23 protein-coding genes and 1 pseudogene are annotated in these 19,789 nt (G+C 42.9%); 18 read left to right on the top strand and 6 right to left on the bottom strand.

The genetic code is table 11. From position 1 onward, the window contains the following. Positions 1-140 precede the first annotated feature (140 nt). Positions 141-662, bottom strand: a complete 522-nt coding sequence (locus M4S28_RS24335; RefSeq protein WP_249633100.1) for a helix-turn-helix transcriptional regulator — start codon at positions 660-662, stop codon at positions 141-143. A gap of 123 nt (positions 663-785) precedes the next feature. On the opposite strand from M4S28_RS24335, the gene M4S28_RS24330 reads away from it, so the two are divergent. The 15 genes from M4S28_RS24330 to M4S28_RS24260 all read left to right on the top strand — a co-directional run bounded on the left by M4S28_RS24330 (position 786) and on the right by M4S28_RS24260 (position 10,568). Then, positions 786-1,013, top strand: a complete 228-nt coding sequence (locus tag M4S28_RS24330; protein WP_249633099.1) for a hypothetical protein — start codon at positions 786-788, stop codon at positions 1,011-1,013. An 18-nt stretch (positions 1,014-1,031) separates the two neighbouring features. Then, positions 1,032-1,376: a primosomal protein gene (locus M4S28_RS24325; RefSeq protein ID WP_249633098.1), complete on the top strand. Its 345-nt coding sequence runs from the start codon at positions 1,032-1,034 to the stop codon at positions 1,374-1,376. Further along, entirely contained in the window at positions 1,366-1,701 is a 336-nt protein-coding gene (locus M4S28_RS24320) for a helix-turn-helix domain-containing protein (RefSeq protein WP_249633097.1), read from the top strand. The genes M4S28_RS24325 and M4S28_RS24320 overlap by 11 nt, the downstream gene beginning before the upstream one ends. Further along, entirely contained in the window at positions 1,702-2,673 is a 972-nt protein-coding gene (locus M4S28_RS24315) for a hypothetical protein (protein ID WP_017096339.1), read from the top strand. Between the two features lie 6 nt (positions 2,674-2,679). Continuing rightward, on the top strand, positions 2,680-4,437 hold the full coding sequence (locus M4S28_RS24310; RefSeq protein WP_249633096.1) for a transposase: 1,758 nt from the start codon (positions 2,680-2,682) through the stop codon (positions 4,435-4,437). Then, positions 4,409-5,521, top strand: coding sequence for an ExeA family protein (locus tag M4S28_RS24305; RefSeq protein WP_249633095.1), 1,113 nt, complete (start codon positions 4,409-4,411; stop codon positions 5,519-5,521). Before M4S28_RS24310 ends, M4S28_RS24305 begins: the two co-directional genes overlap by 29 nt. Before the next feature lie 2 nt (positions 5,522-5,523). Then, positions 5,524-5,739, top strand: coding sequence for a hypothetical protein (locus M4S28_RS24300; RefSeq protein ID WP_249633094.1), 216 nt, complete (start codon positions 5,524-5,526; stop codon positions 5,737-5,739). 2 nt (positions 5,740-5,741) lie between these two features. Then, entirely contained in the window at positions 5,742-6,023 is a 282-nt protein-coding gene (locus M4S28_RS24295) for a hypothetical protein (RefSeq protein WP_249633093.1), read from the top strand. Between the two features lies 1 nt (position 6,024). Then, positions 6,025-6,177, top strand: coding sequence for a hypothetical protein (locus M4S28_RS24290; RefSeq protein ID WP_249633092.1), 153 nt, complete (start codon positions 6,025-6,027; stop codon positions 6,175-6,177). 19 nt (positions 6,178-6,196) lie between these two features. Beyond that, complete coding sequence (locus tag M4S28_RS24285) at positions 6,197-6,628, top strand: hypothetical protein (RefSeq protein ID WP_249633091.1); 432 nt, start codon at positions 6,197-6,199, stop codon at positions 6,626-6,628. A 418-nt stretch (positions 6,629-7,046) separates the two neighbouring features. Continuing rightward, positions 7,047-7,424: a Mor transcription activator family protein gene (locus M4S28_RS24280; RefSeq protein WP_249633090.1), complete on the top strand. Its 378-nt coding sequence runs from the start codon at positions 7,047-7,049 to the stop codon at positions 7,422-7,424. Then, complete coding sequence (locus M4S28_RS24275; RefSeq protein WP_249633089.1) at positions 7,408-7,734, top strand: Mor transcription activator family protein; 327 nt, start codon at positions 7,408-7,410, stop codon at positions 7,732-7,734. The genes M4S28_RS24280 and M4S28_RS24275 overlap by 17 nt, the downstream gene beginning before the upstream one ends. 6 nt (positions 7,735-7,740) lie before the next feature. After that, complete coding sequence (locus M4S28_RS24270) at positions 7,741-8,304, top strand: coiled-coil domain-containing protein (protein WP_249633768.1); 564 nt, start codon at positions 7,741-7,743, stop codon at positions 8,302-8,304. Positions 8,305-8,430: 126 nt separating this feature from the next. Continuing rightward, positions 8,431-8,808 (top strand): 6-phospho-beta-glucosidase, encoded by a 378-nt coding sequence (locus M4S28_RS24265; RefSeq protein WP_249633088.1) that lies wholly within the window; start codon positions 8,431-8,433, stop codon positions 8,806-8,808. 77 nt (positions 8,809-8,885) lie between these two features. Beyond that, a complete protein-coding gene (locus tag M4S28_RS24260; protein WP_249633087.1) occupies positions 8,886-10,568 on the top strand; it encodes a tape measure protein in 1,683 nt (560 codons plus the stop codon). A 102-nt stretch (positions 10,569-10,670) separates the two neighbouring features. On the opposite strand, the pseudogene M4S28_RS24255 reads toward M4S28_RS24260, so the two are convergent. Continuing rightward, positions 10,671-11,339 (bottom strand): annotated as a pseudogene (locus M4S28_RS24255) (CSS-motif domain-containing protein); the annotation flags it as partial. A gap of 309 nt (positions 11,340-11,648) precedes the next feature. On the opposite strand from M4S28_RS24255, the gene M4S28_RS24250 reads away from it, so the two are divergent. The 3 genes from M4S28_RS24250 to M4S28_RS24240 all read left to right on the top strand — a co-directional run bounded on the left by M4S28_RS24250 (position 11,649) and on the right by M4S28_RS24240 (position 13,700). After that, entirely contained in the window at positions 11,649-12,299 is a 651-nt protein-coding gene (locus M4S28_RS24250) for a hypothetical protein (RefSeq protein WP_249633767.1), read from the top strand. A 35-nt stretch (positions 12,300-12,334) separates the two neighbouring features. Beyond that, entirely contained in the window at positions 12,335-12,775 is a 441-nt protein-coding gene (locus M4S28_RS24245; protein ID WP_249633085.1) for a lysozyme inhibitor LprI family protein, read from the top strand. Positions 12,776-12,908: 133 nt separating this feature from the next. Further along, complete coding sequence (locus M4S28_RS24240) at positions 12,909-13,700, top strand: carbon-nitrogen hydrolase family protein (protein ID WP_249633084.1); 792 nt, start codon at positions 12,909-12,911, stop codon at positions 13,698-13,700. A gap of 109 nt (positions 13,701-13,809) precedes the next feature. Here M4S28_RS24240 and M4S28_RS24235 read toward each other — a convergent pair whose 3' ends face one another. The 4 genes from M4S28_RS24235 to rbsB form a co-directional block, all read right to left on the bottom strand. After that, complete coding sequence (locus M4S28_RS24235; protein WP_249633083.1) at positions 13,810-16,269, bottom strand: CHASE3 domain-containing protein; 2,460 nt, start codon at positions 16,267-16,269, stop codon at positions 13,810-13,812. A 224-nt stretch (positions 16,270-16,493) separates the two neighbouring features. Beyond that, complete coding sequence (locus M4S28_RS24230; protein ID WP_048663431.1) at positions 16,494-17,495, bottom strand: substrate-binding domain-containing protein; 1,002 nt, start codon at positions 17,493-17,495, stop codon at positions 16,494-16,496. A 152-nt stretch (positions 17,496-17,647) separates the two neighbouring features. Further along, a complete protein-coding gene (gene rbsK, locus M4S28_RS24225; RefSeq protein ID WP_249633082.1) occupies positions 17,648-18,574 on the bottom strand; it encodes a ribokinase in 927 nt (308 codons plus the stop codon). 217 nt (positions 18,575-18,791) lie between these two features. Further along, positions 18,792-19,670, bottom strand: coding sequence for a ribose ABC transporter substrate-binding protein RbsB (gene rbsB, locus M4S28_RS24220; protein ID WP_249633081.1), 879 nt, complete (start codon positions 19,668-19,670; stop codon positions 18,792-18,794). Positions 19,671-19,789 lie beyond the last annotated feature (119 nt).

Genomic DNA, 19,789 nt, shown 5'->3' with positions numbered 1-19,789 from the left:
AGTTTTAGGATGGTTGTCTCATGTGAGATAAGGGAAGAAAGTTTATAGGTTTATAAATATCAGTCAGCTCATGTGTACTTGAAATGACAAAATGAACTGACTGACTTCGAGTTAATGATTTTCAAAATGCATACAAGGTTCTACTTACTTTTTCCGCCCAGAACCATATTGTTGGCAGTTATGTACATCATTTCATGGTAGTGAGCAACAAACCTCATCACACCAGTATCCAGTTCTCCACGATGTCTCTCTTCATCAAATATAACGTCTTCGCCAAGCATATCCTTTACGAAGTTCATAGCAGATAAAATTGTCGAAAGTGTTTCACCGTTCAAGCCTTGCTCAGTAAGTAATAACTCTTCATCAAGCTTTTCATAGACTAGTTTTGCTAAATTTATATCAGCGATACGCTTTGTCCAATGCTTAAAGTCAGGCCTCTTTGTTAATACAGCCTTATGCTCTCCAAATAATAAAAAATCGATACTCAACTTATGTCCAACAGCGACCTCAACAATGTTGTCTAATGGAACCTTATCTCTTTTTTTCCAAGTAGCGATAGTCTGTTTGGCAACTCCTAATTTTAAAGCTAGCTCTTGATCTGATGTTGTTCCTAGGCTTGAAGTAAGCCTACTAAGAACATCATTTGCTGCAATATGAATCATAGTACCCTCCCGAAAATTTCATACTGAACTTGACATTTCATTTTGAACCATTAAAGTACTCATTATGCGAACCGAAAGTGCAAAACGAAAATTTAAGTTATTACTATAGCAGAGAGGCTCAAAATGAAAAGTCAAATTAACCTAAACAATTCGAACAATGATCTATACACCAAAGTAAAAGCTGGTTTTCTCCTAAAGGGAACGTCTTTGCATCGCTGGTGCATAGACAATGAAGTAAAAAGGCAGGCCGCAGCACAAGCTTTAAAAGGTATCTGGAACGGCCCAAAATCCAACGAACTCAAGCAAAGACTGACTGAGGCCGCAGGCCTAGTGTCAATGGAAGATGAATGATCTAATGAGGGGGTTACTATGAAAACCACGAAAGAAAAATACGCACAAGAGAAAATTATGGACATTCTGCTGATGCTAAATGTCGTTGAAGCAAGAAATGTGCTTGATGCCATATGCCAATCTCTAGGTCAGAAAACTCCAGCATTCAAGAAGAGAGCAGGCCAGAAGAGCAAAATAGAGTTAGACCGAGAACTCTATGAATTTATCTTGTCTTTAGACTTAGAGTTTATGACCCAAGGCGATGTTCTAGTTGCCTGTATAGATAAGTTTGGAAAGGAACGCTCACCTTCAAGAACATCACTTAATAGAGCATTCAACAATGGTGTGCTCTTAGCCAGAAAGGACATAAATCATGAAGAGTAAATTTCAGAGTTCTATAACAGGGTATAACCTGAAGCCGACACGATTTGCACTCGATCTTCTTGAGTTTATGGTTTCTCAAGGAGTTGAAGGGACAAGCTTAAAGCAGCTAGGCGATCATACTGGCATCCCTAGAGCAAGTCTTCATCGTTACTTACAAGTTCTTGTCGATAGCGGATGGGTCGATACCGTTGGAGGGCAGAAATCGATGTTATGGAAACCTTCTAACCATTTCATCAAGTTAGCGTTCAACTACAGAAATGCTGTACGTAAGCAAGTAGAGGCCATTGGGTCTGAATTTAAAGATTTGACGGGTGAGGAGCTATAGATGTCAGATGAAATGAAAAAATTAGCATCAGCGCAGCAAGCATTAAGTGATGCAAAAGAAATCAATGCAGCGGAAGCTCTTTCAATATCTCAATCTGAGGGTGAAAGACTGGGTGAAGCGGTGGATTTTGGTGCGCTACTTGGTCGCGCTCAAATGGCAGAGAGACTGTCAAAAATTACCGACGCTGTGAGTTTAAGTGCGCTTAAGGAAATCAAAGAATCCAAGCAATACAAGGCTTTGAAAGGAATTACCTTTGCAAAAAGCTCGACAGTCGGCAGTAATTTAGTCGTTCTAAGAGGGACATGGGAAGAGTTCTGTGAAATCTATGGTAGCTCAAAATCGACAATAGACGAACGCTTAAAGAATCTGGATGTCTTTGGTGAGCAAGCTTTAGAGTCAATGCACGCAATCGGTATGACGACAAGAGACTTACGCCGCTTGCGTAAACTCCCACAAGAAGATTTGACCACCATTATTGAAGGTGAAGAAGTCAAAGTTCAAGACCGTGATGAAGCCTTAGAAATCATTGAAGAGTTGTCTGCGAAACATCGTCAAGAGAAGCAGTCACTTCAAAATGAGGTCAATAGCTTGGCGCAAGAAAAGCAGTCTAATGAACGCTTACTTATTGATAAAGATAAGAAAATAAACAGTTTATCTAAAAAGTTAGATAAGCCTCTGTCACCTGCGCAGACTCGCCAGAAAGAAGAAGAGCTGAACAGTCAATTGTTAGAGCAATTGAATATTGCGGCACTTGCGGTAGATAGCGGTTTAGCGCGTCTTTTTGATGCAATTCAAACCATTCAAGACAATGACCACCCTATCGATATTGATCAAGCGTGTGAAGATACACTCTTTCGAGTGTTAGAACGTTTTCTAAGCCTTTCTGGGGATATGGGTATCGCTGCTCATGTCATGACGCATTTAGAGCAATGGCATGAAGAGAGTGCTTTGCTGATGGATAGCGAGGGTTAATCCACTATGAATGCACTTGAGCTAGAGCGAGCACAATACCTCACGCGCTTAATGGCTGAGTTAGACAGTGCAGGACGTGGTGATAAAGGGACAATTGTTCAGCGTGCCACGGAGCATCTGTGTATCTCGAAAAACAAGCTGTATCAAGAGCTTGCTGAGTTAGGTTGGGTATCGGGTCGCAAGAAACGCACTGACAGTGGTGAATTAGCACTAACACGCTCTGAAACTGAATTGCTCGCTAACTTGATGCGTCAAAGCGAACGAGACAGTGGTAAGCGACTAATGACCATTCGTGATGCAATTGATATTGCACTGGCAAATAAGCACCTTACTAGGGATGTCTCTGAATCCACGGTCTTACGCGCCTTCAGTCGTTTTCGAGTTCACCCTAACCAGTTGAATGTAATGGAAACCACAACAAGTCAACGTTCATTACACCCGAATCATGCGTGGCAATTCGATGTGTCTATTTGTGTGCTGTATTACCTCAAAGGTGGGAAAGGCTTGCGAGTCATGGCAGAAGACGAGTTCTACAAGAACAAGCCTAAAAACCTTGATCGTATTGTGAATGAACGTGTGCTGCGCTATCTCGCTACTGACCATTACAGCGGTGCTTTCTTCTTGCGCTACTACGTGGCACCAGGTGAAAACACAGAGACCATCACCAAGTTTTTATTTGAAGCTTTTTGTGAGCGTAGTACGAATGAATTGATGTATGGCGTGCCTAAGTTGCTTATCTGGGATGCAGGCTCTGCCAACATCGCGCACCAAACACGCCATATGCTGGACATGCTTGAGGTCAAACACATCGCGCATACGCCTGGTCGCCCTTGGGCAAAAGGTCAGGTGGAATCAACCCACAACCTTGTCGAGTGTCGCTTTGAGAGTCGCCTTGCTTTTATCACGATCAACTCGATTGAAGAGTTAAATCAATACGCTATCAAGTGGTCTATTGGCTTCCAATCGTTGAAAGCACATAGCCGACACAAAAGCAGTCGCTTTGGATTGTGGCAGACCATACGGACGGAACACTTACGTTTAATCAATAACATAGAGTTGGTGAAAAGCATGATGCAGCAAACCAAACCAGAGGTAAGAAAGGTACGTCCTAACGAGTTGAGTATCAGCTTTGCACCGAAAGGCTATGCGTCATTGGATTATTCGTTAACACATATCCCCCACATTATCGCAGGGGATGAAGTCAAAGTGTTTGTGAACCCATATAAAGCCCCTGCCATTCGAGTGATTAGCATGGACGAACAAGGGCGAGAGCACACGCATGAAGCATTGCCCATTGAACGTGATGCCGCTGGGTTTAACTTACAAGCCCCGATTATCGGTGAGCAGCACAAAGCCGTTCGAGAAACGCAATCAGACATTAACCGTAAGCGACTTGATACCGCTGCATGGGGCACGGACAACCCACGAGCGATTAAGAAAGTTCGTAAAGGGCGTACGCCCGCCTTCGATGGTGCCATTAATCCAATGGCTGACATTGAGCAACAATCAACGCCGTCGTTCTTATTAAGAAAAGGCACCACCATGGATATTGAAGGACAAGCGTTAACGGAGCATAAAACAACGTTTATAGGGGCTTTAAACCGCCTTAAAAAAGCCCTCAACCCATCGAGAGAAGAATTGACAACCCTTAGGGCTGTATTGAAGCAAAAACACCCTCAGGGAGCCTCTGAGCGCGAATTACAGATATTTATTGAATTGTGGGAGCAAGAAGCCAATGAGCACACTCAGAACGCGGCTAGATGAGGCAGGGTTAACCATCCGCTCGTTAGCTGACTATTTAGTGATGAATTACAGCACGGTTTACAAGGCCGTTCGTCAAAATGAACCGCCAAAGCGACAAGCAGAAGAATTTAAACAGAAAGTGAATGCGTTTTTCGTATCACAAGGGCTAGAGGGTATAAGCGGTTGGTCATTGGCTGCAACCAATGACCAACCTAAACCCCAGCAAGAAGAAATCAATCAGGACATCGAACTGGAGAACCAAATGCTAACACAAGAAGCCATGAAACACTTCAAGCTATTCAGAAACCCGTTTATCAACGACATTCGCGCGGTTCGTGACATCTTCATGAACGAAGATACCCGTTACGTACTGGCAGCAATGAAAGACGTGTCGCGTAATCAGGGCATTCTAGCGGTTGTGGGCGACTCAGGCGCTGGGAAAAGTGTTCTACGCCGCCTATTGCTGGATGAATTGCACAATGACGGAGATATCTCTGTTATTCAGCCCAAAATCATTGATAAAACGCGTGCCACGGCAGCGGGTATCTGTGATGCCATCATTAACGATATCAGCAGCGAGACACCGAAACGCAGCATGGAAGCCAAAGCACGACAGGTTGAACGCCTCTTAATGACGGCCTCGAAAGGTGGTCAACGACATGTACTGATTATTGAAGAAGCGCACGATTTGACTATCCCTGTGATGAAGTACCTTAAGCGTTTCTGGGAGTTAGAGGACGGATTTTCTAAACTCCTTGGGATTTTACTTGTGGGTCAAACAGAGCTGTTTCACCGCCTTGACGAACGCCGCCATTATGAGCTTCGAGAGTTTATCCGCCGTTGTATGGTGGTCGAAGTCCCACCACTGGAACATGATATTGAAGCCTACCTAAGACATAAGTTTGAACGTGCTGGCTGCGACTATAACAAGATCATGGACAGCAGCTCAGCCCCTGCCTTAAAAGAGCGCTTAAAGACTCGACGCACCAACTCAGGGAGCCTTGTGTACCCTCAGATTATCAACAACCTCATCACCAAGGCGATGAACCTTTGTGCTTCTTTAGGTGAAGACAAAGTGACTGACGATATCATTAAGGAGCTATAAGCATGAACATTCAAAATCAAGAAGGTGTAAGAGCAGTCTTGCTCACTGAGTGGAACGCTGTAGACATTGAAGAGTATGCGTTCGGTAACATTGAACTCGTGACTCAACTCATCAATAAATGCGAAGACCTGCATGAAATTGATGCAAAAGACTTAGGCCACGCTTTGTCTGCGAGCCTAGAAATCATCAACGCAGTACGTCTGACTAAGGAGCAATAAGTATGGATACGCAATCAAACAAAACAAACGTTGATATAGACCTCAGTTGGACGCAGCTTCACCAATATTCAGACGAGCTGCTATTGGGAAGTCCTACATCGATGATTGAGGATGGAACGGCAATACTGACTTTGTTACAGGATTACTTATTGCACGTTCATGCTGCAAATCAACTCCAACACACCCCTATCGAAGGGCTGACAGGCTGCTTGCAAGTCGCTGAAGGTTTGATTCGTATGGGGAATGAAATTCGATGCTATCAAGACCGCACGGGAGAGGTTTAAAATGAAAAAGCCACTTCTTAGCGCCGCTGAAAGTCACGAACTTGCTTGTCGTGTGTCCGCTCTGGGAGCTAAGCAAGTGCTTGAGCTTTTGCGCGAACTACAAAATCAAGCATTCGACCATGAAAATAAGACAAAGCAATCATTGACACATTAAATTAGCTCAAGGAGATATGATGAGTAATCCAAATGCTAAGCTCCACTCTTTAGGTACGGCTGAATATTCATTTAACGAAGCGGATTTAATTGAAGCAAAAGCTAGCTTTGATAGAGCTAAGTTGGCTTTTACTCGCGCACGGAGTGCATTTAAGAATGCTTCAATCGCTCTTGAGCGTTCATCTGCAACTCTGGCTCTAGTTGGCTCAGAAGGAACAAAAGCTATGCGAGAGCAACAAGCCGCCGCTAAAGTTGAACTTGTAAAAGAATTGCTCGTTAGTGACCGAGCGATATCAGTACCAATCGATTTGCTTAAAGAGCTTGAACGATTTCTCAGGGAGAAAGTCGCCCTGAAATATCGTCACCCCAAAAAAACTCAGCAACCAAGTACTTGTGATTTTGAGATCCTGTATGCCAAATTTGAATCGATGTATGGTGAAGATTTAACTTAGTGCTAAATCTTCACTGATTACACCATCATGCCCTTTTCTCAAAAGGGCATTTCTCCCTCTACCGCGTTCTAAGCGTTTTTAAGCAACAATAAGAACATTCCCTCATCTAGAGTCACTTAAGCTAACAGTAGGCCATTTGAGCTGTGTTAAAATGCTATTCCTCGTCATTCGTTGGCTTTGATTATCTCCCTTTCGCCTTGAATTCAATATTCCCTACTTAGCCAATATAAAAAACCCGCGTTATTTTCACTCATTCACCAAAGCGCATTATTGTGAATGTGTTGGTACATGAGGAGACAGAGTCTCCTTTGGTAACTGAGGGTGGATTCCTCTTATCTCTTCCCTCAGTTACCCATTATTAACGTAATAAGACAGCGGCAAACCACTGTATTCAATGCCGTATTTTAGAGAGGTAATCATGATATCTGTTGAGAAAGCAATGCCGCACATTGCAAAAGCTTTAACTGAAAACCCTGATCTATTTAGCTTTGATGAACTCGACGGGGGTGATGTGTCTTATCCCGAGTTGCTTGAAGGGCTTCATGATGTTTTTGAACATGTTCTACAAAAACACGGCATCGATAACTCTGGGCTTACTTTTCAACTTGTTTTTGAGTTGATGCAATACGGTGGTGGTGTCCAGCTGTATATCCCAAAACCAGATTCCATTGTGAAGACCATCCTGAATAAGCTGATCGCAAAGGAGTTCGATGGGAGTAACTTTAGTGCACTTGCTCGACGCTATTCATGCTCAACAAACCAAGTAAGGAGAATCGTCAATGCAACTAACCAATGAACAACACCAACATGCCGTGTCTTTATTATCACCAAGTTCTAGAGTGATGCTTCAGTGTTTGGAAGAAGCTATCAACAACAAGAAAAATAAGCCTGATGCACTGAGCATCTTAATAGATATAACCGAAAAAGTAGGTGGTTCAATTGATTACGTGGCTAGAGGTAGGAAGTTACAAGCTTACTTAAGAAATATCGCTTTAGTTAACGACTACCAATCAGGTATGACCGTCAATCAACTTTCGAAGAAATACAATCTAGCCTACAACACCGTGTACACAGCAATTCGAAAGTCTAATATCAAAAAAGGATAATAAGTGATGTCATTACAAGAACTGAAAACCGCTTTGCAAGAAGCCAAAAATGCATACACAGCGAAAGAGTCTGAAATTAAAGGTCACATCGATGAAAAGCGAACTCAAGAGTCACGCCTCAAAACACTAGGTTCTCAACTTCATTCAAAACAAACAGAGCTGCGTAACGCACTCTCTCAATCGAGTGCAGAAACGCTGACCACAGAACTCAATGCACTCGAATCACAAAAGCAAGCTTGTGAAACGTTGATCAACAACATTTCTAACTACCTAAAAGGTCAGGCTAATAATGAGAAAACTCAAGCGTCCGAGCGTATCGAAAGCGCAGAGAAGGCTTTATTACTTTTTGTCTACAAAGACATTAAAAGCCAATTAAATATCCTATCTGATGAGCAAAAAGAGCTACTGAAAGACTTTGTCGTGATAAGCACAACGCTTTCAAGCTCTCTTCCTGGCAGTCCTCGCCCATCCTACTACTTAGGTTCAGCTTTTGATGCTCTATATGGTCAATTAAAAGGCCCTGAATTTAGAGCGCATCAAGCCAAGATGTTAGCGAAATACGCGCTATAACTCGCCTCATTGTATGTTCACTTTGCTCTAAACCAAGGAGCGTACCATGAGAACCGAGTCAACAATAGAAAGCTTAAGTTACCACCATCAAGTCGGTAACCTATACACAATCAATAAGGCCGCAACATGAAGCATGAATTTCAACTTATAGATGGCATTATGTGGAACGAGAATAACTGTAAGCAAGTAACCTTACGCCCACTCGATGAGAACACACACAAGCAGATTCTTGACTTGGTAGATAACCAGCTCAGCCACTTAGAAACACAACCTGATTTTCACTTGGTTAATGATAGCCATCGCCAAGGTTTAAAAGGTTACATGACGTTAAATGAGTGCGCCGCCACTTCTATCTCGCATATTGGTAATGATGCGGTACAGATGACGTTTGGCGAGTTATGCCAACTCAACATCAGTGCGCAAGATTGGAATCGTATTTTGACTGCTAACCTTGCATTGGCTGAATTTTATGGTGAGGACGAAATCGACACCATGATGGCATAAGGGTTGAAGCTCAATGCGAGATTCAACCATTGACCATGACGTCCGTTTTAACTAGCTATTACTAGTTCGAGGCTTTTATGACCCAGAAACTGAAAACCGAAATTACGATAGACCTTGCAGGTAACTTATCGGATAAAGCAAAGCGATATGGTAACTCTATGTCCGACTTTGCAAAAAAAAGCGACAAGGCCATGGCTATGATGAATCAATCTGTTAGGGCTGCGAGTAAAGGTATAGATTCATTAGGTAATAGAACGATTATCGGCCTTGGTGCTGCGGGTTTTGCATTTGAGCGTACATTCATTAAGACAGCCGCTAATTTTGAAACCCTAGCCGCTTCAATGCAAAGCATTATGGGTTCAGAAAGTGGTGCTGCTAGTGCTCTAGATTGGATTGAAGACTTTACACAATCAACCCCCTACGCATTAGATGAAGTTACCCAATCTTTTATTCGACTAAAAGCGTACGGACTTGACCCAATGGACGGGACAATGCAGGCGATCGCTGACCAAGCCTCTAAAATGGGGGGAAGTGCTGAACAGGTCGAGGGTATCGCAACGGCATTAGGTCAAGCGTGGACAAAGGGGAAACTCCAAGCTGAAGAAATGAACCAGATGCTTGAGCGAGGTGTACCCGTTTATGAGTATTTGCAAAAAGCGAGCAAAGACCTAGGTAAAAATTTTGGGAAAGGCTTTAGTACCGCCCAAATTCAAGAGATGGCTAGCAAAGGCCAATTAACAAGGTCTGCAATTCAAGACTTGATACATGTCATGGGAGAAGAGACAAAAGGTTCAGCAGAACTACAAATGAAAACATGGAGCGGCATGATTTCAAACATGGGTGATCATTGGTCTCTATTTCAAAAAGATGTCATGAATAGCGGTACATTTGACTTGCTCAAAGATGAACTTGGGGAGTTCTTAGGTATGCTTGATCAAATGAAATCTACAGGGGAATATGACAAGCTTGTAGAAACAGTTGGTCAAAACCTAGTTGACTCGTTTAGAACTGCCGCAGAGGCCGCTAAGGGGTTAAAAGACGTAGGTGATGGTTTGTTACCAATATTAAAAGCCGTAGGGACAGGCGCACAAGCAATAAGTGATGCTGTAGGTGGTTACGGGAATTTAGCGAAAATCTTAGCGTCAGTATACGCGTTGAATAAGGCTATCTCGATAAGTGCACCAATCATCAAAGGTGGAGCTGCCGCAGGAGGTTGGATCTATGATAAAGCATCAGGTAAGAAAAAAGGCCAAGGGGTTTTAGCTAGTGGATTATCTAGTTTGAGTGCTACGCCAGTATTCGTTACAAATTGGCCTGGTGGTGGCGGCTATGGTACGCCTCTGATTCCAGATTTAAGTCCTGATTCTAATGACACTAAAAATACCAAAACAAATAAGTTTGGTAAGTTAATCGATGTGGCTGGTAAGGTTTTTATCACGGGCTATGTAATGGAAGAACTTTTCGGTGACACCGAAGTTGCCCAGAAAATGAAGAAAACCACTCTTGCTGATGTTTTTCCCAGTGTGTTCGATTCCAATACAAAAGAGCGAGAAACAACAGGTGATAAGGTAAGGAAGCAAATTGAGCAACAGTTACCTTCTTATGTAACGGGTAATTATAATCAATTCCAGCCTCAATCTAACTATCCAATGGGAGGAGATCTAAGAGTTAAAGTTGATGTGAGTGATGACCGTGTTAATACATCAATAGAATCTAGTTCTCCGTCAATTAAGATTGACCCTGATACTGGTACTAACTAAAGATACTAACGTCTTACATGGTGGGATTTACGTTTCACGCGGTAGGATTGTGGAAAATTCATTTATCTTGAAATTTTACGAGTATTATCTCGGCTCCGCACATAAGAGGTAATCAAAGTAATATTGATATCCGATATATGAGGTAACGGTTAGTGGGTATTTATCAGAATCAATGACTATTTTCTTTAAATATACCCTTTCATTTGGTAAGGATATATTTTTATCAATTACTTTCACTTCTGATTCGATACCAAAATTGGAAAGGTTTCGATTTACTATGTCGTACAAGAAATGAGGAGGGATCATTAAGCTAATTCCTGCATTATCTTCGTTAGAAGAAATGAGCATGATGGAATTGACTTTAGTGATCGCAGCATTGGTATAAGACAACGTGGTCATGTTTGGGTCGGAATTCAAGCGCTCTCTGATGGATTTAAAGACGCGGAACGACACGTTACCTTTTGTTGTTGAACAATAAAATCGGTCATTTTTATTAAACAACGCTGCTTCTTTAATCCAGTCGGTATCAAAAACCGTTTGTCTAAGCTGAGTAACCACGGACTCGCATGATTGCCCATGTTCAACTTCAGTCAAAAAGTAATCGAATTGAGATTGAATGTGCCTCAGTTTTTGCTCTAGTTGTTTGGATGAGTCTTCAGTCAGCGTCTGGTAATGAAAAGGCGTAAACGGAATGAGCATTGCCATTGATATACAAAAAGAAACGACGAAGCATAACGATGTTTTAGCAATATTCGGGTAATTGATATCCATAATTGGAAGAAGACTACCGATCTAAGTGAGCATTCGATTTAATTTATAAATTTAACGATAATAACGCAAGCCTATGCATAAATATTGTGAATGAAATCATGAGTTATTTATTGAAACTGAGTGTTTTATGGTCGTACTATAAAAATCATAACGTTACAGATACCTTTAGCGTTAAATATGACGTTTTTTTGTTCAGTATTTTAGGCCTTTGATGGAGCGCATTGCTGTATGTTTTTATCATCAGGTCCTGGTTTGTATTTTTGTAATAACGTGAATCAAGTAGGTTAGATAGTAATGACAATAAAGTTAATATGGATATTATTACGTGTTTTAATTGCGTATCTGATGATTGCTCCTACCTACGCAATTCTGATTTTAACTAATACAGCCGCGCCTCGTTTTTTAGATACCACACCAGAGGTGTTAGCTTGGGTTTCATGTTTTCTTCTTGTGATTGGGTACGTACTGATCAGGTGTTCTAAAACGAGAGACGCGGGGAAATTATTATCCCTTAGTGTGTTGGGGGCGGTAGTATTAATAATGTATATAGACGAGCGTTATTGGATTTTTGAAGTCAGTATCAACGCATGGACTTTGTTTTTGGCCGCTCTGTATTTGATTATGCTTTTGTATTTTATTGTTCCAGTTAAGCAACTTAAGCCGTTACTGAGTTTAGAGCCTGTTGCTAGCATGTCGTGGTTTTTAGTTTGGAGCTTCGTGGAACCAATAAGCTTAACGTATGAGTTGATTAGTAATAAACCCACCATTCCCATTGAGAACTATCAAAAGGTAATCGATTTACTCCCCGAGGTGTACTTGAGTGGTTTTCAGTCAGGTTTGTTTTCAATGTTTCTTCTGATTTGGTTGTATGCTTTTGTTATTCTTTTGCATAACCCTAAACGTACTTATCAGAAATTTGCCACCTACTTAACTAAGATTCGTAATGCGCGGCATTTATAAGTCCATATATGCGTTTTCCGATTTTGGAGAAGAAAATGAAAAAGTTATTATCTATCGGTTTATTAGCCTGTTTGTCATTGAGCGCATCTGTATCTGCATCCGATGATGCTGTTGATGCTGTAGTCGATTGCGAGAATGCGATGAATACCATCGAGATCAATCAGTGTGCGGCAATTGAGTTGGAATCCGCACAAGCGGAACTGGATAAATACCTTGCAGCCAGCTTTGAGCACAATGCTTATGATGCTGAGCTGGTTGCATCAATTAAGAAGGCTCAGGAGAGCTGGCAGGCGTACATGTCGGCTCATTGTAGCTCTGTGTACACCCAATGGCGTGATGGTTCCATTCGAGGGATTATGGCGCTTTCCTGCAAGACGACGTTAACCAAGCAGCGCACGAATGAGGTGTGGGCGAATTTCTTGACCTATATGGATAGCACGCCTCCCGTTTTACCAGAGCCTAAATTAGCGCCGTAGGCAGTTTTGAAATGCGTACAGGACTGTGCGCCTGCTTCAACCTTTGGCGTGTGAATAAGAAAGTGATAGGGAGTTGTCTTACTCTGTCGTTCTTAGTCTCTAGTTTGAAGTATTACCTAGCAAGGATTCGATTTTGAATAATGTCAGCATCACTCTTATTCAGCTTGAGGTTGAATACAAAAACAAACAAAAGAACATTGAGTCGGTTTCTGATCTTTTGGAAGCGGAATCGACAGTCGGGGATATCACTCTGTTGCCTGAATTGTTCACTACTGGGTATATTTTTAACGATGCTGAAGAAATTCATGAACTGGCTGAAGACTTCAACGACAGTACTACTATTGATTCATTAACTCAGATGGCAGCGAAGTATCACACCTTGATTGTTGCTGGTATTGCCGAGAAAGATAGCGGCCAATATTACAATAGCGTTGTGGTTGTAGATGCTTCCGGTTTACGTCATCAATACAGAAAGATCAGCCAAACGAAATTCGACAAAGAATACTTTTCTAGAGGAAGTGAACTTCTTACTTTTGAACACAAAGGTTTGAAGTTCGGCGTCGCGATTTGCTTTGATATCTGGTTCCCAGAGATCATGAGGGCGTATCAGTCGGTCGACGTTATTCTCCATCCCGCGAATTTTGGTGGTCATCATAGCTTTGCCATTGCCCAAGCAAGAGCTTTGGAAGAAGGGTGTCATGTCGTGACGTGTAATCGCGTTGGGCAGGATGTGGTTGATGCGTTTACCGCGACTTATTGTGGTAGTAGTAGAACCTATTCACCAAAGGGAGACTTAATGCTTCAGCTCAACGACAAGCAATCTGTAGAAACTGTGATTATTCAAGATCTCTCGATTGCGCCGCAATACAATGGTATTGATGTCGAAGATGAGATCCAGCACATAACCGCCCTGTTAAACCGTTAAACCGTTAGACCGTTAGACCGTTAAATCGTTAGAACAAAGACTAGAGCGACATAAGATCGAAAAGCGCAAAGTGATTAAACCTTGCGCTTTGGTTTGAGAGTGAATTTTTTTAAGTTTTATCATTCATTTGAGTCTGGCGCTCAATCGAATTAACCGCTTTCATCCGCTGAGCTTGATGTATGTTGACCGTCAGTCGATTGAGCAGCTTTTGCAGCAGTTCAATATCAGGCAGTTGCTGATCTTTTGCCTGCACTTCTAGCTCTAATGCCTGCTTAGAAAGCATGTTGAGACCTAAGTTTAGCGACATACCTTTAATGGAGTGCAGGGTACGACATAGTGGCTCTAACTCCTTCGCTAAATAGTATTCGATGACTCGATCAACAGACTGTTCGAACTCAATAATGGTCGAATCGATAAGTAAGCTGAATCCTTCCGTGTCGTCTTTAAGTATGCGTATCACTTCTGACTGACTTATCTCTTCTTCTGTTAATCTCAGTGTTTCAATTGGCTTGCGATGAAGTTCGATGATGTTTTTGATGTCACTCGAGCCTTCGGTTTTTATTTGCTTAGGTAATCGATTCGAAAATTGTTGCAGGGCATCGATAAAGCTCTCTTGTTGCAGAGGTTTAGTCAGAATATGGTCGACACCGGCTTGAATGAAGTTGTCATGAGCTTCACGGAAAACATCGGCCGTGTAGGCGAATATCAAGGTGTCGAGTTTTAGTTTCTCGCGGATGTACTGAGTGGTCTCGATCCCGTTCATTTCCGGCATGTGATTGTCCATCAAGATCAGGTCGTATTGATTGGTTTTGAGGCGTTCAATTGCCAATTTACCATTCTCCGAAAGATCAACATGATGGCCGAGCTTTTCACAGAAGCCTTGTGCAACGATCGCATTAATACGATTGTCTTCCACCAATAAAATACGCAATGAATCACAAGTCAGGTTTTCTGTATTGATTACTGGTGTGACGATATCCCCTGTTTTTCCTTCTTGCCATGCGATAGGTAGAGAAACTTGGAATTTTGTGCCAAGCCCGACAGCGCTCGTCAGTGTTATTTCACCATTCATTAGGCTGACTAGATTCTTAACGATCGCGAGGCCAAGCCCCGTCCCGCCAAACTTTCTTGTGGTTGAAGTGTCAGCTTGTTCAAACGAATTAAAAATTTGCTCGTGTTTGTCCTTTGGAATGCCAATACCCGTGTCTGTTACCGTGAGAATAAGTTGGTTGTTTGGTCTGTTGAGATCCGCTTGAATGGACACGTGACCTTCTTTGGTAAATTTGGTTGCATTACCGCCCAAGTTGAACATGATCTGACGTAATCTTGCACAGTCTCCGATCAACTGGATGCTTGTTGGTATATTATTTTCGATTAACAGGCGAATGCCTTTTTCATCGGCCAAAGGTTTAAGCGCGCTACGTACAGGTTGTATTACTTGGACAAAATTAAAGGGTGCAAAGTCTAACTCAAGCTTATTTTCTTCCACTTTCGAGAAATCTAATATGTCGTTGAGTATCGTCATTAAATGATGGCCAGAATCGAGAATGAGATCGATGTTCTCTTTTGTTTCCGGCTCTTGAGTTTGGCTGGCAATGATCTGGGAGATACCAAGTACTCCATTCATTGGCGTTCGAATCTCGTGGCTCATGGTCGACAGAAACTCGCTCTTAGCCTTTACCGCCGCTTCTGCTTTGGTTCTTTCTTCGACTAACTCCTGATTTTTCTCTCGCATTTCACTGTCATTTTTTACGAGGTTTGTTGTCATTTTTTGAAAGCTTTGTGTGAGGAGAGCCACTTCGTCTTGGCTGTCGTTCTTTGAACCAAGTTCGAGAGTCGCAGCGCCTTGTTTCAAATGGCCAGCGGCAACTTGGTTCGCTGCTTGAAGTAGAGTGTGTAATCTTCGTTTAATTCGCTTGGACGACCACGTAGCGACAAGGAGTGAGATAAACACCGAAAACAGTGTTCCCAGAATGAGTACATAACTGGTTTGATTGGCTGAGCTTTCGGACTTGGCGACTCTGACACTGATAAGTTGTTGTTCAATTTCAATAAATTGAGCAATCTCTTGACGGACCTCATCAATCAGTTTTTTTCCGGTTTGCTGCTGAGTGAGATAGACAACACTTTGCATTTCAGCTTCACCTCTGTTCACGAGGTTGCGCTGCATGATCTCTTTCTCTCCTGATTTTTCTAGCCATGTGTTGTGGATAGCATCAATTCGATTAAGGCGTTCTACTTGAGGTGGATTGTCACTCACTTGAGTCGCAAGGGTTTGAATTTTTTGAGGCCATACATCAAGTGCTAAGTAGTAGGGTTCTAAAAAAACGAGGTCACCGGAGATCAGATAGCCACGCTGAGCCGTTTCCATGTCTACTGTTAGGCTGAGAAGTTCTTGAGCCCGAGCGATGGCTTTGTGTGTATGAACGACCCAATTATTGTCTTTCACAATATTTCGGGTGTTGTCATGAACAGAAAAAGCAACGATAAGCATCAAAGCGATAGGAATAAAAAAGCTAACCAATAGCTTCTTCTGTAGGGATATGTTGTCAAACCAACCCGCGATCATAAAACAGCGCTCTCCATGTCGATGTCATTTCATTGTTAGTGTAGATGATAATCAGTATCTAATTGCGTAAATAGTTGCTAAGCGCGCAAGTGCATACGTTGGGGGTGTAAGTCCTGCATATAAAGGGTATTTATGGAGCAAGTAAGAGTCGTAATTATGTGCCAAAGACAAAAAAGCTAGCCCGAATAAGCTAGCTTTCAACTGTATCATGGGCAGGTTGAGCCCTAAATCGCTTTTACGCTGCTTCGCTCTACAAGAGTCGGTTCTAGTTCAACAACCTGCGGATACGCATCAGGGGTTTTGAGTCGGTTCAATAGAGTATCTACGGCCGCTTTACCTAAACGGTGTTTTGGCTGGTGGATAGTGCTCAAAGCTGGGGTCATGTACTTCGATAAGTGAATGTCATCGTAGCCAATGATTGAAAGATCATTTGGAATCGATGTGCCATCTTGAGCAGCTGCGTGAATCACACCCATTGCCATCATGTCATTGCTAACAAACAGTGCCGATGGCATCTCGCCACGCGCTTTTAAGGTCTGGTATGAGTCAAAACCACCATCGCATTCGAAGTTTGATTCAACAATCCACTTTGGGTTGATCTCTAGCTTCGCTTCTTCCATCGCTTGCTTGAAGCCTTGATAACGAGAAGAGGCTTGATTGCGGTGTAATGGGCCAGTGATACAACCAATTTGAGAGTGGCCGTTATCGATCAAGTGCTTGGTCGCCATATAGCCGCCTTGATGCGAGTTGTCTTGGATCTTATCGCTCGCGAACAACATTGGGCCCCAGTCCATCACAACGATAGGTAATTCTGGGTAGCGTTCAAATACATCAATGTGCTCGCCTTCAAGGGTTGAACACATCAGCATTAGGCCATCGACACGCTTCTGCAGCAAGGTATCTATAGATGATTTCATGCGCTCGCTGTCGCCTTCGGTGTTACACAAGATAAGGTTGTAACCTTTCTCGTAGCAACGACGCTCAACACCTTTCACTACTTCACCAAAGAATGGGTTAGTAGAGGTAGTTACCAGCATACCTAAGGTTTTGGTTTGCTTCATTTTCAAACTACGAGCCAATGCAGAGGGTGCGTAGTTGAGTTCTTTAGCCGCACTGTTAACACGCTCAGCTATCTCTTCACTGACAAAACGTGACTTGTTGATCACATGGCTGACGGTTGAAGTTGAAACCTTTGCTAGCCGAGCGACGTCTTTCATTGTTGCCATAAAAAATCCTTGTGGGAGTAACTTGCCACGTTGCGCGATATTCTGCCTGAATACAGGGGCTTATGCTTGTTATTTGTTGTTACCGAATTTGAAGGCTTGCATCCGTTAATGACGGTTTAGCTCAGGAATTAAGCCTTCAAGTAGGTATCAAGCTAAGCCGATAATTGCTCTGATAAAAACGCGTCGGTTTCAGCACGGCTTGGAATTGACGTCTGAGCGCCGAAGCGAGTCACTGAAATAGCAGCCGCGGCATGAGCAAACTTAATCGCGCGCTCAAGTGGCATGTCTTCAAGTAAGCCTGTCACCAATGCACCGTTGAAGGTATCACCCGCTGCGGTTGTATCCGTTGCTTCAACACGGAAACCTGCGATTAGCTCGCCCTTATCGTTTTTACTTACCCAAACACCTTTCGCGCCAAGTGTGATCATCACAGTCTCGATGCCTTTGGCGTGCAAAGCTAAAGCTGCCTGATGAGCGGATGCGCTGTCAGTCACGGTAATGCCTGTCAGTACTTCAGCTTCTGTTTCGTTAGGTGTAATCACATCAACACACGCCAATAGTGTATCTGATAGAGGACGAGCAGGAGCCGGGTTAAGAATCACTTGAGTGCTGCTTTCCTTCGCCACTTTTGCAGCGTATTCAATGCCTTCAATTGGCGTTTCAAGCTGAGTCAGCAGGTATTTAGCACCGCGAATCTTCTCTAGGTGCGGTTCAATTTGGTCGCAAGTCAGCTTGTTGTTAGCTTCAGCAGAAAGACAAATGCTGTTTTCCCCCGTTGCGGATACTTGGATCATAGCAATGCCTGTCGGCGTGTTGTCTGCAACGATCACGCCGTCGATGTTGATGCCGTCTTTGGCGAAATCTTGACGAATATTGATGCCAAATGGGTCGTCACCAACACACGCGATAAAGCCAATATCTGCGTTTAATCGCGCTGCAGCTACCGCTTGGTTTGCGCCCTTGCCACCAGGGATGACCTGATAGTTACCGCCAATCAAGGTTTCACCCGGACGAGGGAAAGAAGGAACCTGCAGTACGTGGTCAGCATTAACGCTACCTAAAACAATCAGTTGAGTCATGATACGAGCCTTATGATATATCGTATTTGAGAATACATTGCTCTTACACATCGCCATGAACAGGGCATGAGAAACAGCAATATATTGTCGAGAGGGTTGGGTAAAGAAGGCAGGGGAATAGGGGAACCCCTGCCTGTATGTCGCTTTATTTAGTAACCATTTTTGCTTTATTTAACAAATATGGGTTTCTATTACTGGTTTTGAATACTGCTTTCGATTACTTAGCAATAATTTTTAGAGGTACTGGAATGTACTCGTCTACTGTCTCGCCTTTCAGCACTTTGTCTGCCATTTCGATACCAAGAGAACCGATTAAGTCAGGCTGTTGCGCTACTGTTGCACCTAATAGCCCGCGGTTAACTGCAGCAATGCCGTCTTCAGTGCCATCAAAGCCAACGATCAATACGTCTTTACCTGAAGCTTGAACTGCGCGAAGCGCACCTAGTGCCATCTCGTCGTTTTGAGCGAATACCGCTTGTACGTCAGGGTTAGCTGCAAGTAAGTTCTCCATTACGTTCAGACCTTTAGTGCGGTCAAAATCAGCTGGTTGGCTTGCAAGAAGCTCAAGGTCGCTGCCGTTTACTGCGTTCATGAAGCCTTCACCACGTTCACGAGCTGCAGAAGTACCAGCAATACCTTCAAGTTGGATCACTTTCGCTTTTTCGCCCACTTTTTCCATGATGTAGTGACCTGCCATTTCACCACCGATTACGTTATCAGAAGCAATGTGGCTCACTACGTCACCACGGCTTGCGCCACGGTCTAGCGTTAGTACTGGGATGTTTGAACGGTTAGCAATGCGAATCGCGTTAGATACAGCGTCTGAATCTGTAGGATTAATCAGAATTGCTTTAACACCACGAATGGTTAGATCTTCAATGTTCGAAAGCTCTTTGCTTGGGTCGTTTTGAGAATCAAGAACGATAAGCTTGTAGCCTAGCTCTTCAGCTTTCGCTTCTGCGCCATCTTTCATGGTTACGAAGAATGGGTTGTTCAATGTAGACAGAACGATTGCCATTGTATCTTGCGCCTGTGCAGACACAGATACCGTTGTAGAAAGAAGAGCAGCAGAAATAAGAGTCGCTAATTTTTTCATGGTGTAAGTCCTTTATGTAGGGTGAGCTAGGTTGGATAATCCTAGCTCGTTGTTACGTTATTTATTGGTTTAATTGTTACGTTACGTCTTGTTTTTAATAGGTGTTGCGTTTACTGAAT

It is taken from the genome of Vibrio sp. J383 (genome assembly GCF_023503985.1).
Lineage (GTDB): Bacteria > Pseudomonadota > Gammaproteobacteria > Enterobacterales > Vibrionaceae > Vibrio > Vibrio splendidus.
The sequence above is the reverse complement of the archived record's forward strand: the minus strand, read 5'-3'. Positions and strand labels throughout refer to the sequence as shown.